Consider the following 13453-nt stretch of genomic DNA (forward strand, 5'->3'; position numbering starts at 1 on the left):
GGCCTGGGGAGGCTCGGGCGCGCTCTCGGACGTCACGGGAGGGGACTGGTCGGTGGGGCGAGCCCAGGGATCGGTCACCCCGCCGATTGTGCCCTACCGATCTGAGCGAGCTCTGAGCGGTTCTGCAGCACCGCGATGCTCTCGCGGGCCCGCCGCGCGGCGTCGAGGTCGATGTCGGCGATCAGCAACTCCGTGTCCGTGCCTGCGGCGGCCACCACCTCACCGGTGGGGGAGGCGACGATGCTGCCGCCCGCGCCGGTCGGCCCGGCCTTGGCGAGCTCGTCGCCCGGATAGGGCTGATCCACCGCAGCGACGAACCCTGTGGTGTCCAGTGCCCGCGCCCGGGCCAGCAGCGTCCACTGCTCGAGCTTGCCCGGTCCCGACGCCCACGACGCGTGCACGGTGATCAGCTGGGTGCCGCGGCGCGCCAGCTCGACGAACAGTTCCGGGAAGCGAATGTCGTAGCACGTGGTCAACCCGACTATCACGCCGTCGACGGTGATGGTCACCGGCTCGAAACCTGCTGCGACAGTTTTGGATTCGGCAAAGCCGAAGGCGTCGTAGAGATGGATCTTGTGGTAGTGCGCCGCCACCGATGGCCCGGTCGCCAAGAGCGTGTTGGTCACCCGCCCCGCGTCGGCAGGCGCGAACATCCCGGCCACCACCACGACCCCGGCGGCCGCCGCGATGTCGCGCACCCCGTTGGCCCATGGACCGTCGAGCGGTTCCGCGACCGGTGCCAACGGCACCCCGAAGCGGCACATGGTGGCCTCGGGAAAGAGCACCAGCCGGGCCCCGGCGGCTGCGGCACGGCGCGTGTAGGCGTCGACGAGCTCGAGATTGGCCGCCGGATCGGTGCCGGTGTTGATCTGCGCCAGGGCAACTCGCATGGCCTCAGGATAGTGGCGCGACCGTCGCCCACGGGACCGTCAGGACGCCGTCGCGCATGCGGCGCCGCGGCGGCTCGACCGGAAAGCCCCCGAAGTTCTCGTCGCGCAGCAACTCCAGCATCGCCCGCCAGCGCACCCGCGGCCCGAACACCCCGTGCCCGGCCACACTGGCCCAGGCCAGGTCGGCGGCGCTGAGCAGAGCGTGGATGCGCTGGCCCGGCACATTGTGGTGAATGAGCACCTTCGGCAGGCGTACGGCCAGATCCGAGGGCCGTTCGATGCTGAACGGGTCGCACGCCAGGGTCAGGCTCACCGGGCCGGTGGCGTCGAGCAGCACCCAGCAGCTCAACCGGCCCAGCTCGTCGCACGTGCCGTCGACGATCAACCCGCCGGGAGCCAGGCGGTGCTGCATCGTCGCCCACGCCTCGGGCACCGCCTCGACCGGATACTGCCGCAGCACATTGAACGCGCGCACCAGCACCGGGCGCAGCCCGGCCAGCTCGAAGCCGCCGAGGGTGAACTCCACGGACGTGTGCCTGCCCGACGCATCTTGGCCTGCTTGCAGGACCAGGGCCCGGGCCGTGGCCACCCGCTCCGGGTGTATCTCCAGGCCGACGACGCGCGTATCGGCCCGCACGGACTGCAATCGTGCCGCCAGCTCGAGCGTGGTGACGGGAAGTGCGCCGTAGCCCAGGTCGACCACCAGCGGGTCGGACGCCGCACTCAGCGCGGTGCGCACGCGCGCCGAGTGCACCAGCCAACGATCGCTACGGCGCAGCCGGTTGTATCCGGTGGTGCCCCGCGTGATCGCCCCGACGGGCCGACTCATGGCTCTCGACGCTACCGCCGGGTTCAGCTGTTCTCGGTGATCCACACCGTGGTGAACCGCTGTTCGGCGGTCAACAGATCCACCAGCTGGCCGCCGATGAAGTTCTCGATCTTGCCGCCGACCATTGGCACCTTGACTTCGACGCTGAGCGTCACGGTCAGCCGGGCACCGCCACCGGCCGGTGCCAGCATCCCGCCACCGTCCAAAGTCACCGGCGCACCGGCGATCACGCCGCTGACCGTGACGGCAGACCGGCCGTCACGAACCGGCTGCCAATGCTCTTCCCGCCGGATCCGCAGGTCGCCATGGTGGAACTGCGACACCAGCGCAGGCAGCCCGTCGGCGCGCAGCACGTGGCTCGTGATGACGTCGACGTGCCCGTCGTCGGCCACGGTCAACTCGTCCAGCGTGGCGTCGTCGGCGCCGAAATTGGCCAGCCGGGCGCGCCAGTACTGCTCGCTGCGGAAAGCCTCATGCACCCGTTCGACCGTGGCGGGATATTCGGTGGCCATGTCGAATGATCGCGGCATAGCTGGCCACGCTACCGTTACCGGCCGTGGCCACTTCGTATGTCGCCGGGGTGGCGGTCGCCGAGTCGGTTCCGCTGGCGCCGCTGACCACGCTGCACGTCGGACCGGTGGCGCGCCGGGTCCTGACCTGCACCAGCACCGAACAACTCGTCGGTGTGCTGCGCGCGCTCGATGATCCGATCCTGGTGCTCGCCGGCGGCTCCAACGTGGTGCTCGCCGACGATCTGGCCGACACGCAACCCGAGCTCACCGTCGTGCGGGTGGCCAACACCGAGATCACCGTCGAGGACAACATCGTGCGCGCCGAGGCCGGCGCGGTGTTCGACGACGTGGTGGTGACCGCACTGGCGCACGGGCTGGGCGGGCTGGAATGCCTGTCCGGCATACCCGGCTCCGCAGGCGCGACGCCCGTGCAGAACGTCGGTGCCTACGGAACCGAGGTCGCCGACACCATCCGCCGGGTCCGCCTGCTGGACCGGCGCAGCGGCGAAGACCGCTGGGCCGCACCGGAAGAACTGCGTTTCGCCTACCGGACCAGTGTGCTCAAACACTCCGATGCCGTCATCGTGCTCGAGGTGGAATTCGAGCTCGACGCGCACGGCCGCAGCGCGCCGCTGCGCTACCGGGAACTGGCCAACGCGCTCGGTGTGCAGACCGGCGAGCGAGCCGACCCGCTGCGGGTGCGGGAAACCGTGCTCAAGTTGCGGGCGGGCAAGGGCATGGTGCTCGACGCCGACGACCACGACACGTGGAGCGTCGGCTCGTTCTTCACCAACCCGGTGGTGTCGCAGGCCCAGTTCGACGCGTTGCGGAAATCGGCCGACGTGCCGCATTACCCGGCCCCCGACGGCGTGAAACTCGCGGCGGGCTGGCTCGTGGAGCACGCCGGCTTCGGCAAGGGGTACCCCGGCGACGGCGCCCCGGCCCGGTTGTCGACCAAGCACGCCCTGGCCCTGACCAACCGCGGCGGAGCCACGAGCGCCGACGTGATTGCACTGGCCAGGCGCGTGCAGGCGGGTGTTCGCGAGGTGTTCGGGATAGATCTCACACCTGAACCAATTCTGATTGGCAGCTCGCTGTCGGTACCCTAGGTCCACGTGAGCTCAGCCGGTTTTTTCCAGGTCCCGGCGCCGGTGATGAACCGGCGCCGAGCCCTGTCCACGCTTGCTGTCGGAGTCGGCGCAAGTGTGCTGGCAGCATGCTCGGGTAACTCGACGCCCAAGTCCGCCCCGGAGGCCGCCCCGACGGCCCCGACGGTGACGTACCAGCCCGGTGCCGACGCGTCCGACGTGATCCCGACCGCTGCCGTGGGAGTCCAGGTCGCCGACGGTTGGTTCCAGACCGTCAGCCTGACCAATCCGGACGGCAAGATCGTGGCCGGCGCGCTCAACCGCGACCGCACCGCCTACACGGTCACCGAACCGCTGGGCTACGGCATGACCTACAAGTGGTCGGGATCCGTGGTGGGGCACGACGGCAAGGCCGAGCAGCTGCAGGCCAAGTTCAAGACCATCGACCCGCAGAAGCAGGTCAGCGGGCAGTTCCAGCTCGCCGACGGCCAGGTGGTCGGGGTGGCCGCGCCGATCATCCTGCAGTTCGACGCCTCCATCAGCGACGCCGACAAGGTCACCGTCGAAAAGGCGCTCAAGGTCACCACGGATCCGCCCGTGGAAGGCGCCTGGGCGTGGCTGCCCGACGAGGCCGCCGGCTCGCGGGTGCACTGGCGCACCCGCGAGTACTACCCGGCCGGGACCAAGGTCAACGTCAACGCACCGCTCTACGGCGTGAAGTTCGGCGACGGTGCCTACGGGGCCGCCGACGCCACGCTCAGCATCGAGATCGGCCGCCGCCAGGTGGTCAAGGCCGACGCGACCAGCCACCGCATCCAGGTGATCAACGACGGCGGGGTGCTGTTCGACTTCCCGTGCAGCTACGGCGAGGCCGACCTGCCCCGCAACGTCACCCGCAGCGGCACCCACGTCGTCACCGAGAAATACGCCGACTTCTACATGTCGAACCCGGCCGCCGGCTACAGCAACGTCCACGAGCGGTGGGCGGTGCGGATCTCGAACAACGGCGAGTTCATCCACGCCAACCCCGCCAGTTCGGGTGCCCAGGGCAACACCAACGTCACCAACGGCTGTATCAACCTGTCCACCGGCGATGCGGAACAGTACTTCCACACCGCGATATACGGCGATCCGGTCGAGGTCACCGGCACGTCCATTCAGCTGTCCTACGCCGACGGCGACATCTGGGACTGGGCGATCAGCTGGGACGAGTGGGTGTCCATGTCGGCGATCAACAACAAGAAGCCGCCGGAGATCCCGGTGAGCGCCCCCGCGACGCCCACCGATGCGCCGACCCTGTCGGGCACGCCGACGACCACGACGCCGCCGCCGGCCCGGGGGCCGGGCGGCTAGTTGGTCCGCCGGTTGTACCGGGTGGCGGAGGCCTGATCGCGCGGCCGGATCACGATCTGGTCCAGGTCGACGTGGCTCGGGCGGGTTGCGACGAATCCGATCACGTCGGCGATGTCTTCGGCGACCAGCGGGGTGAGCCCGGCGTAGACGGCGTCGGCGCGCGCCGCATCACCGTCGAAGCGCAGCAGCGAGAAGTCGGTGTGCACGGCGCCCGGCGCAATCTCGGTGAGCCGCACCGGTTTTCCCAACAGCTCGCCGCGCAGGGTGCGGTGCAGCGCGCTCTGGGCGTGTTTGGCCGACGTGTAGCCGCCGCCGTTGTCGTAGACCTCGAACGCCGCGATCGAGGTGACCGTCACGATCAGCCCGTCACCCGAGGCTTCCAGCGCGGGCAGCAACGCCTTGGTCACCCGCAGCGTCCCCAGCACGTTGGTCTCCCACATCCAGCGCCAATGATCCAGATCCGCCGCGGCGACGGGTTCCAGACCGCGTGCCCCGCCTGCGTTGTTCACCAGCACATCGACGCGATCCAGGCCGGCCGCCAGGGCGTCGACCGCGTCGTCGTCAGTGACGTCCGCCACAATCGCCGTGCCGCCGATCTCGGCGGCGACGGCCTCGATCCGGTCGGCTCGGCGGGCCACGCAGACCACGTGAAATCCAAGGGAGGCAAGGGTTTTGGCGGTCGCTGCACCGATGCCCGCACTGGCACCGGTCACCACTGCCACCCGGCGGTCGTTCTGTGGTGTCGTCATCTGCCCAACTTTAATTGGCGTGCTAAGTTCATCGTGTGTCTCGGAGTTCTCAGGCTGCCCTCGTGCGGCGTGCGTGTTGTTGTCGCGCACCCCGCCGCGCCTGATTCGTACCCGGACACCGTTTTCCTGTCCTGCTGAGTCGCCAGGTGTGGCCCCCACCCCACCGGCCGACCTCCAGTAAGGACCTCTCACGTGACCACCGCTACCGCCGCCGTCAGCACCGCCCCCGCCGCACCGCTGCGTCGTCCCACCCGCGCCGGCACCGCACACAACAAGCGCGTGCTCACCCCCGCGAGTGCCCGCTACCCGCAGTCGCGACTGCTGCACATCGTCGCGCCGTCGCTCAAGGTCGCCGACGCGGCCGCCGCATCGGTGTTCAGCGCCGCGCGGACCCGCGGCCCGGTCGCGCGGGACGCCATCGCCCAGCACACCCAGCTCAGCATCGCCACGGTGAACCGCCAGGTCACCGCCCTGCTGGAGGCAGGCATCCTGCGGGAACGCGCCGACCTCGCGGTATCGGGTGCCATCGGGCGCCCCCGGGTGCCGGTCGAGGTCAACCACGAGCCGTTCCTCACCCTGGGCATCCACATCGGGGCCCGCACCACTTCGATCGTGGCCACCGACCTGTTCGGCCGCACCCTCGACGTGGTCGAGACGCCGACGCCGTCCGGTACCCAGGCCGCAGCGCTGGCCACACTGGCCTCCAGTGCGCGCCGCTACCTGAGCCGCTGGCACCGCCGTCGTCCGCTGTGGGTCGGCGTCGCCTCCGGTGGCGTCGTCGACAGCACCACCGGCTACCTCGACCACCCCCGGCTGGGTTGGCGCGACGCCCCCGTGGGGCCGGTGCTGGCCGAGGCGCTGGGCCTGCCCGTGTCGCTGGCATCGCACGTCGACGCCATGGCGGGTGCCGAGCTGCTGCTGGGCGGCCGCCGTAGGGGCGCCGACACCGACGCCGACGCCGGCCAGGCCAGGACCAGCCTGTACGTCTACGCCCGCGAGACCGTGGGCTACGCGTTGTCCATCGACGGCCGCGTGCATTCGCCTGCCAGCGGCCCCGGCACCATCGCAGGGCTGCCCGCGCAGTCCGAATTGCTCGGCGGCACAGGGCAATTGGAGTCGACGGTGAGTGACGAGGCGGTGCTGACCGCGGCCCGTAAGCTACGCATCGTGCCCGCCGAAGGGCCGGCGTCCACCCTGCCCGCGGTGCTGCGCGCCGCGCGTGCGGGCAACGCGCAGGCCGCCGGGCTGTTGGCCGACCGGGCCCGCGTGCTCGGTGAGGCCGTCGCACTGCTGCGCGACATGCTCAATCCCGACGATCTGATCGTCGGCGGGCAGGCGTTCACCGAGTACCCCGAGGGCATGGCCGCGGTGGAGTCCGCGTTCGCCCGGCGGTCGGTGCTCGCGGCGCGCGACATCCGCGTCACGGCATTCGGCAACCGGGTCCAGGAGGCCGGTGCAGGCATCGTCTCCCTCGGTGGGCTGTACGCCGATCCGATCGGTGCGATGCGGCGCGCTCAGACCCGCCGATCTGCCGCGGTGTAGACATGACGATGTGCGCCTAACTTCAGACGGTTCCGACGCCGCTGCGGAACGGCAGCGGCCCGACGGGCCGCGTCGCGTCGCGGTGCTTTCCGTGCACACCTCGCCCCTGGCCCAGCCCGGCACCGGTGACGCCGGCGGCATGAACGTATATGTGCTGCAGACGGCCCTGCAACTGGCCCGCCGCGGCGTCGAGGTGGAGATCTTCACCAGGGCCACCTCGTCGGCCGACGCGCCGACCGTCGCGGTGGCTCCCGGCGTGCTGGTGCGCAACGTGGTGGCCGGCCCGTTCGAGGGCCTCGACAAGTACGACCTGCCCACGCAGCTGTGCGCGTTCACCGCCGGGGTGCTGCGCGCCGAGGCCACCCACGAACCCGGCTATTACGACGTCGTGCATTCGCACTACTGGCTCTCCGGTCAGGTGGGCTGGTTGGCCAGGGACCGCTGGGCGGTGCCCCTGGTGCACACCGCGCACACCCTCGCCGCGGTCAAGAACGCTGCGTTGGCCGAGGGCGACGCCCCCGAGCCGCCACTGCGTGCGGTCGGCGAACAGCAGGTGGTCGATGAGGCCGACCGGCTCATCGTCAACACCGAACATGAAGCGCAGCAACTTGTTTCGCTGCACCATGCCGATCGCTCGCGGATCGACGTGGTGCATCCGGGGGTGGACCTCGAGCTCTTTACTCCCGGTGATCGACGCGCCGCCAGGGCGGCACTCGGCCTCGCGGCCGACGAGCAGGTGGTGGCCTTCGTCGGCCGGATCCAGCCGCTCAAGGCTCCCGACGTCCTGCTGCGGGCGGCCGCCAAGCTGCTGCGCACGCGAGGAGCAAAAGGGTCGAAGCTGCGGGTGCTGGTGGCGGGCGGACCCTCCGGGAGTGGCCTCGCGGAACCCGAGACCCTGGTTCGGCTCGCCGACGAACTGGGTATCACCGACCGGGTGACGTTCCTGCCGCCGCAGTCGCGGGCCCAACTGGTCAACGTGTACCGCGCTGCCGATCTTGTTGCGGTGCCGAGCTATTCGGAGTCCTTCGGGCTGGTCGCCATCGAGGCGCAGGCCTGCGGGACACCTGTGGCTGCCGCCGCCGTCGGCGGGCTGCCGGTCGCCGTGCGCGACGGCATCACCGGCGCGCTTGTCCACGGCCACGACATCGACGACTGGGCCGCGGCCATCGACGATGTGCTGCAGCGCGATCCCGTCGCGCTGAGCCGAGCTGCGGTCGCCCATGCCGACGGATTCTCCTGGGCACACACGGTCGACGCGTTGCTCGACAGCTACACCCTGGCGATGGGCGACTACCGCGCCCGGCACGCCCGGCCCCCGATGCGCCGGTCCGGCCGCAGGTTCTCGATGCGCAGGGGCGTGCGGGCATGACGGCGGTTCAGCAGGTCATCGAGAACACCCTCGACGAGCACGGCCTGGAATACAGCCACCACCCAGGGTCGCACGGCGGCCTGCCCGGCCTGGTGGTCGCGCTGCCCGGTGAGCGCAAGCTCAAGACCAACACCATCCTGAGCATCGGCGAGCACTCCGTGCGCGTGGAGGCGTTCGTATGCCGTAAGCCCGACGAGAACCACGAGGGCGTCTACCGGTTCCTGCTCAAACGCAACCGCAGGCTCTACGGCGTCGCCTACACCCTCGACAACGTCGGCGACATCTACCTCGTCGGCCGGATGGTGCTCGACGCGGTCACGCCCGACGAGATCGACCGCGTGCTGGGCCAGGTGCTCGAAGCCGTCGACTCGGACTTCAACACCTTGCTGGAGCTGGGTTTTCGCAGTTCGATCCAGAAGGAGTGGGCATGGCGGGTGTCCCGCGGTGAGTCGCTGAAAAACCTCAAGGCCTTCGAGCATCTGATCGACGACGCAGACCGCTGACCGGCTGTGACAGGATTAGCGTCATGCCGACGCTGATCTTGCTCCGCCATGGTGAGTCCGACTGGAACCAGAAGAACCTGTTCACCGGATGGGTGGACGTGGATCTCACCGAAAAGGGCCGCGCCGAGGCCGTTCGCGGTGGCGAACTGCTGGCCGAGCAGGGCGTGCTGCCCGACGTCGTCTACACGTCGCTGCTGCGTCGCGCCATCAACACCGCGAACCTCGCGCTGGACAAGGCCGACCGGCACTGGATCCCGGTCCACCGGGACTGGCGGCTCAACGAGCGGCACTACGGCGCGCTGCAGGGCCTCGACAAGGCCGCCACCAAGGAGAAGTACGGCGAAGAGCAGTTCATGGCGTGGCGGCGCAGCTACGACACGCCGCCGCCGCCCATCGAGAAGGGCAGCGAGTTCAGCCAGGACGCCGACCCGCGCTACGCCGACATCGACGGCGGACCGCTGACCGAATGCCTCGCCGACGTCGTGGCCCGGTTCGTGCCCTACTACGAGCAGGTCATCGTGCCGGACCTGAAGGCAGGCAAGACCGTCCTGGTCGCCGCGCACGGAAACTCGCTGCGGGCGCTGGTGAAGTACCTCGACGGCATGTCGGACGACGAGGTCGTCGGGCTGAACATCCCGACCGGTATCCCGCTGCGCTACGACCTTGACGAGAACCTCAAGCCGCTGGTGACGGGCGGGGAGTACCTGGACCCCGAGGCCGCGGCCGCGGGTGCGGCGGCCGTCGCCGCGCAGGGCGCCAAGAAGTAAGTCCGGACATTCGGCAAACAACCGGTGAACCTGGGTAAACGCAGACCGAACTCCTGTGTTTGCCTGTGTGACTTGTCCCAATTTGGCCGCACGCTGCTGGGATGACGTTCACCCGATGCGTACGCTTTTCGCGTGAGTGTTGTGTCGGCGCTACTGCTGACGGTGATCGTCGCAGTGCTTGCGCTGGCTGTCGGCCTGGGCGTCGGGGCCTGGCTGATGCCCCGCATCAGGGCTAGACAGGAGCGGCGGGCCGCCGACGAGGCCGGTCTGACCGTCTCGCAGATGCTGCAGCACATCGTGTCGCTCTCACCGGTCGGCATCGTGGTCGTCGACATGTTCAACGACGTGGTCTACACCAACGACCGAGCCGACGAGCTGGGTGTGGTGCGCGACCGGCTGCTCGACGAACGCGCCTGGCGCGCGGCCGAGCAGGTGTTCGCGACCGGTCAGAGCGTCGAGGTCGATCTGTCGCCGCTCAAGGTGGCCAACCCCGGCCGGTCGGGCATCTCGGTGCGGGGCACCGTGAAACTGCTCACCGACCACGACCGCCGGTTCGCCGTCGTCTACGCCGATGACCAGTCCGAGCACGCGAGGATGGAAGCGACCCGGCGCGATTTCGTGGCCAACGTCAGCCACGAGCTGAAGACGCCGGTCGGTGCGCTGGGCGTGCTGGCCGAAGCGCTACTGGCCTCGGCCGACGACCCGGACACCGTGCGGCACTTCGCGGACAAGATGGTCGCCGAATCGCACCGGCTGGCCGACATGGTCGGTGAGCTCATCGAGCTGTCCCGGCTGCAGGGCGGCGAGCGGCTGCCCGATCTGGACGAGGTCGACGTCGACGCCGTCGTCGCCGAGGCGCTGTCCCGGCACAAGGTGGCCGCCGACAACGCCGACATCGTCGTCACCACCGACGCGCCGACCGGCTACCGGGTGCTCGGCGACGAGGCGCTGCTGGTCACTGCCATCGCCAACCTGGTCTCCAATGCAATCGCCTACTCGCCCAACGGATCCGGTGTGTCCGTCAGCCGGCGTCGCCGAGGCGGCAGCGTCGAGATCGCGGTGACCGACCGCGGTATCGGCATCGCCAAGGCCGACCAGGAACGGGTGTTCGAGCGGTTCTTCCGGGTGGACAAGGCGCGTTCGCGGGCCACCGGTGGCACCGGCCTCGGGTTGGCGATCGTCAAACATGTGGCGGCCAACCACAACGGAACCATCCGGCTGTGGAGTCAGCCGGGAACCGGGTCGACGTTCACGTTGTCGATCCCGGCATATCCCCATCACGACCGATCAGATGATTCGTACGAACGAGAGGATTAGCGAGAACGATGACCAGCGTGTTGATCGTTGAGGACGAGGAGTCGCTGGCCGATCCACTGGCATTCCTGCTCCGCAAGGAAGGCTTCGAGGCCACCGTGGTGGCCGACGGCCCTTCGGCTCTGGCCGAATTCGAGCGCTCCGGCGCCGACATCGTGCTGCTGGACCTGATGCTGCCGGGGATGAGCGGCACCGACGTCTGTAAGCAGCTGCGGTCACGCTCGAGCGTGCCGGTGATCATGGTGACCGCCCGCGACAGCGAGATCGACAAGGTCGTCGGACTGGAACTGGGCGCCGACGACTATGTCACCAAGCCGTATTCGGCGCGTGAGCTGATCGCCCGGATCCGGGCGGTGCTGCGCCGCGGATCCGACACCGATGACTCCGGCGCCGGTGACGGCGTGCTGGAGGCGGGCCCGGTCCGCATGGATGTCGAACGCCACGTGGTCAGCGTCAACGGTGAGCAGATCACGTTGCCGCTCAAGGAGTTCGACCTGCTCGAGTACCTGATGCGCAACAGCGGGCGGGTGCTCACCCGTGGTCAGCTCATCGACCGGGTGTGGGGTGCGGACTACGTCGGCGACACCAAAACCCTTGACGTGCATGTCAAGCGGCTGCGGTCGAAGATCGAGGCCGATCCCGCCAACCCGGTGCACCTGGTGACGGTCCGCGGGCTGGGGTACAAGCTGGAGGGCTAGCCGGTCTCGCCGCCGGTCGCCGCGGCACGGGTCGCCGGGTGTATCGCGATGAGCCCTAAACCGCTGCGCCGCTTGCACATCGCGGCCAGCTCAGCGTAGGCCTTCTCGCCGAGCAGCGCGGTGAGTTCGGGTGCGTAGGACTCCCACACCTGCTTCTCGCCGACGTGGGCGGCCGGGTCCCCTGTGCAATACCAGTGCAGGTCCGCGCCGCCCTCACCCCAGCCGCGCCGGTCATACTCGGTGATGACGGTGCGCAGCACCTGCGTGCCGTCGGGCCGCGTCACCCAGTCCTGGCTGCGGCGGATCGGCAACTGCCAGCACACATCTGGCTTCATGGTCAGCGGTTCGACACCCATCTTGAGCGCCTTGCTGTGCAGCGCGCAGCCGATGCCCGCGGGAAAACCGGGCCGGTTCAAGAAGATGCAGGCCCCCTTGTACTTGCGAGTTCGCAGATTCGGCTTGCCGTCGTATTCGTCGTCTTCGAGATAACCCTTGCGGCCCAAGCCTTTGTCGCGAAACTGCCAGTCCTCGTCGGTCAGCTGTTTGACGGCATCGTCGAGCCGGGCCCGGTCGTCGTCGTCGGACAGGAACGCCCCGTGCGAGCAGCACCCGTCGTCGGGCCGGCCGGCCACGGTGCCCTTACAGGCCGGCGTGCCGAACACGCACGTCCAACGGGAGAGCAGCCAGGTCATATCGGCAGCGATGAGATGCTCCGCGTCGTCGGGGTCGTAGAACTCCACCCACTCGCGGGCAAAGTCGAGCTCGACTTCCCCGGGATGCACGTCTGTCACGGGGGGAAACGGTACTCGCATCGGGTGGTCCGGGCACGGAAGCGGGCCGCCTACCGGATAGGTTGTGGGCGTGCGGTTAGGCGTGCTCGATGTGGGCAGTAACACGGTCCATCTACTTGTGGTGGACGCTCGTCGCGGCGGCCATCCGACCCCGATGAGTTCGACCAAGGCCGCCTTGCGGTTGGCCGAGGCCATCGAACCCTCCGGCAAGCTCAGCCGGCGCGGGGCCGACAAGCTGGTCGAGACCGTCGACGAGTTCGCCAAGATCGCCACGAGTTCGGGCTGCGCCGAGCTGATGGCGTTTGCCACGTCTGCGGTGCGCGATGCCACCAACTCCGAGGACGTGCTGGCCAGGGTGCGGGCCGAGACCGGCGTTTCCCTGGGGGTGCTCAGCGGGGTCGACGAATCCCGCCTGACCTTCCTCGCGGTACGCCGGTGGTACGGCTGGAGCGCGGGGCGGATCGTCAACATCGACATCGGCGGCGGTTCGTTGGAGCTGTCCAGCGGTGTCGACGAGGAGCCCGAGGTGGCGCTGTCGCTGCCGCTGGGTGCAGGCCGGTTGACCCGCGAGTGGTTGCCCGACGATCCGCCCGGCCGCCGTCGCGTGGCGATGCTGCGGGACTGGCTGGCGACCGAGCTGTCCGAGGCAGGCGTGACCATGCGCTCGACGGGCAGCCCTGACCTGGCCGTGGCCACCTCGAAGACGTTCAGGTCACTGGCCAGGCTGACCGGTGCGGCGCCGTCGGGAGCGGGTCCGCGGGTCAAGCGGACACTCACCGCGGCGGGATTAAGACAGCTCATAGCTTTCATCTCTAGGATGACGGCGGCAGACCGTGCCGAACTGGAAGGGGTGAGTGCCGAGCGGGCGCCACAGATCGTGGCCGGAGCTTTGGTAGCTGAGGCCAGCATGCGAGCCCTCGAAGTCGAATCAGTCGATATTTGCCCCTGGGCGTTGCGGGAGGGGCTGATTCTGCGGAAACTCGACAGCGAGGCCGATGGCACCGCCCTGGTGCAGACATCCACGCGGGATGCTGGACGGTAGGAATAG

14 protein-coding genes are annotated in these 13453 nt (G+C 69.2%); 9 read left to right on the forward strand and 5 right to left on the reverse strand.

Going from position 1 to position 13453, the window contains the following annotated elements; genetic code table 11:
• Window positions 1–74: 74 nt before the first annotated feature.
• Genes BST13_RS32780 through BST13_RS32790 form a run of 3 tightly spaced genes read right to left on the reverse strand, consistent with a single transcriptional unit; the run spans window position 75 to window position 2249 of the window.
• Window positions 75–890, reverse strand: a complete 816-nt coding sequence (locus BST13_RS32780) for a carbon-nitrogen hydrolase family protein (RefSeq protein ID WP_083169610.1) — start codon at window positions 888–890, stop codon at window positions 75–77.
• Window positions 891–894: 4 nt separating this feature from the next.
• Window positions 895–1719, reverse strand: a complete 825-nt coding sequence (locus BST13_RS32785) for a class I SAM-dependent methyltransferase (protein WP_083169612.1) — start codon at window positions 1717–1719, stop codon at window positions 895–897.
• Between the two features lie 23 nt (window positions 1720–1742).
• Window positions 1743–2249 (reverse strand): DUF2505 domain-containing protein, encoded by a 507-nt coding sequence (locus BST13_RS32790; RefSeq protein WP_083169614.1) that lies wholly within the window; start codon window positions 2247–2249, stop codon window positions 1743–1745.
• 26 nt (window positions 2250–2275) lie between these two features.
• Here BST13_RS32790 and BST13_RS32795 point away from each other — a divergent pair, with 26 nt between their 5' ends.
• Entirely contained in the window at window positions 2276–3340 is a 1065-nt protein-coding gene (locus tag BST13_RS32795) for a UDP-N-acetylmuramate dehydrogenase (protein ID WP_083169616.1), read from the forward strand.
• Between the two features lie 45 nt (window positions 3341–3385).
• Entirely contained in the window at window positions 3386–4672 is a 1287-nt protein-coding gene (locus tag BST13_RS32800; RefSeq protein ID WP_211296247.1) for a L,D-transpeptidase, read from the forward strand.
• Here BST13_RS32800 and BST13_RS32805 read toward each other — a convergent pair.
• Window positions 4669–5421 (reverse strand): SDR family oxidoreductase, encoded by a 753-nt coding sequence (locus BST13_RS32805; protein WP_083169620.1) that lies wholly within the window; start codon window positions 5419–5421, stop codon window positions 4669–4671. The two genes, BST13_RS32800 and BST13_RS32805, sit on opposite strands and share 4 nt — an antisense overlap.
• 279 nt (window positions 5422–5700) lie before the next feature.
• On the opposite strand from BST13_RS32805, the gene BST13_RS32810 reads away from it, so the two are divergent.
• From BST13_RS32810 to regX, 6 genes are all read left to right on the forward strand, one after another.
• Window positions 5701–6963 (forward strand): ROK family protein, encoded by a 1263-nt coding sequence (locus tag BST13_RS32810; RefSeq protein WP_245839903.1) that lies wholly within the window; start codon window positions 5701–5703, stop codon window positions 6961–6963.
• Between the two features lie 10 nt (window positions 6964–6973).
• Window positions 6974–8332 (forward strand): D-inositol-3-phosphate glycosyltransferase, encoded by a 1359-nt coding sequence (gene mshA / locus BST13_RS32815; protein WP_083169624.1) that lies wholly within the window; start codon window positions 6974–6976, stop codon window positions 8330–8332.
• A complete protein-coding gene (locus BST13_RS32820; protein WP_083169626.1) occupies window positions 8329–8835 on the forward strand; it encodes a type III secretion system chaperone family protein in 507 nt (168 codons plus the stop codon). Before mshA ends, BST13_RS32820 begins: the two co-directional genes overlap by 4 nt.
• A 23-nt stretch (window positions 8836–8858) precedes the next feature.
• Window positions 8859–9602: a phosphoglyceromutase gene (locus BST13_RS32825; RefSeq protein WP_083169627.1), complete on the forward strand. Its 744-nt coding sequence runs from the start codon at window positions 8859–8861 to the stop codon at window positions 9600–9602.
• A 132-nt stretch (window positions 9603–9734) separates the two neighbouring features.
• The gene (locus BST13_RS32830) at window positions 9735–10919 is read left to right on the forward strand and encodes a sensor histidine kinase (protein ID WP_083169629.1); all 1185 of its coding nucleotides are present in this window, start codon (window positions 9735–9737) and stop codon (window positions 10917–10919) included.
• A gap of 8 nt (window positions 10920–10927) precedes the next feature.
• Window positions 10928–11614: a two-component sensory transduction protein RegX gene (regX, locus tag BST13_RS32835; RefSeq protein ID WP_083169631.1), complete on the forward strand. Its 687-nt coding sequence runs from the start codon at window positions 10928–10930 to the stop codon at window positions 11612–11614.
• Here regX and BST13_RS32840 read toward each other — a convergent pair.
• On the reverse strand, window positions 11611–12426 hold the full coding sequence (locus BST13_RS32840) for a DUF3109 family protein (protein WP_245839901.1): 816 nt from the start codon (window positions 12424–12426) through the stop codon (window positions 11611–11613). The two genes, regX and BST13_RS32840, sit on opposite strands and share 4 nt — an antisense overlap.
• 49 nt (window positions 12427–12475) lie before the next feature.
• Here BST13_RS32840 and BST13_RS32845 point away from each other — a divergent pair, with 49 nt between their 5' ends.
• On the forward strand, window positions 12476–13447 hold the full coding sequence (locus BST13_RS32845) for a Ppx/GppA family phosphatase (protein WP_083169698.1): 972 nt from the start codon (window positions 12476–12478) through the stop codon (window positions 13445–13447).
• Window positions 13448–13453: the final 6 nt, after the last annotated feature.

This window comes from Mycobacterium aquaticum (genome assembly GCF_002086485.1).
Taxonomy (GTDB): Bacteria; Actinomycetota; Actinomycetes; order Mycobacteriales; family Mycobacteriaceae; genus Mycobacterium; species Mycobacterium aquaticum.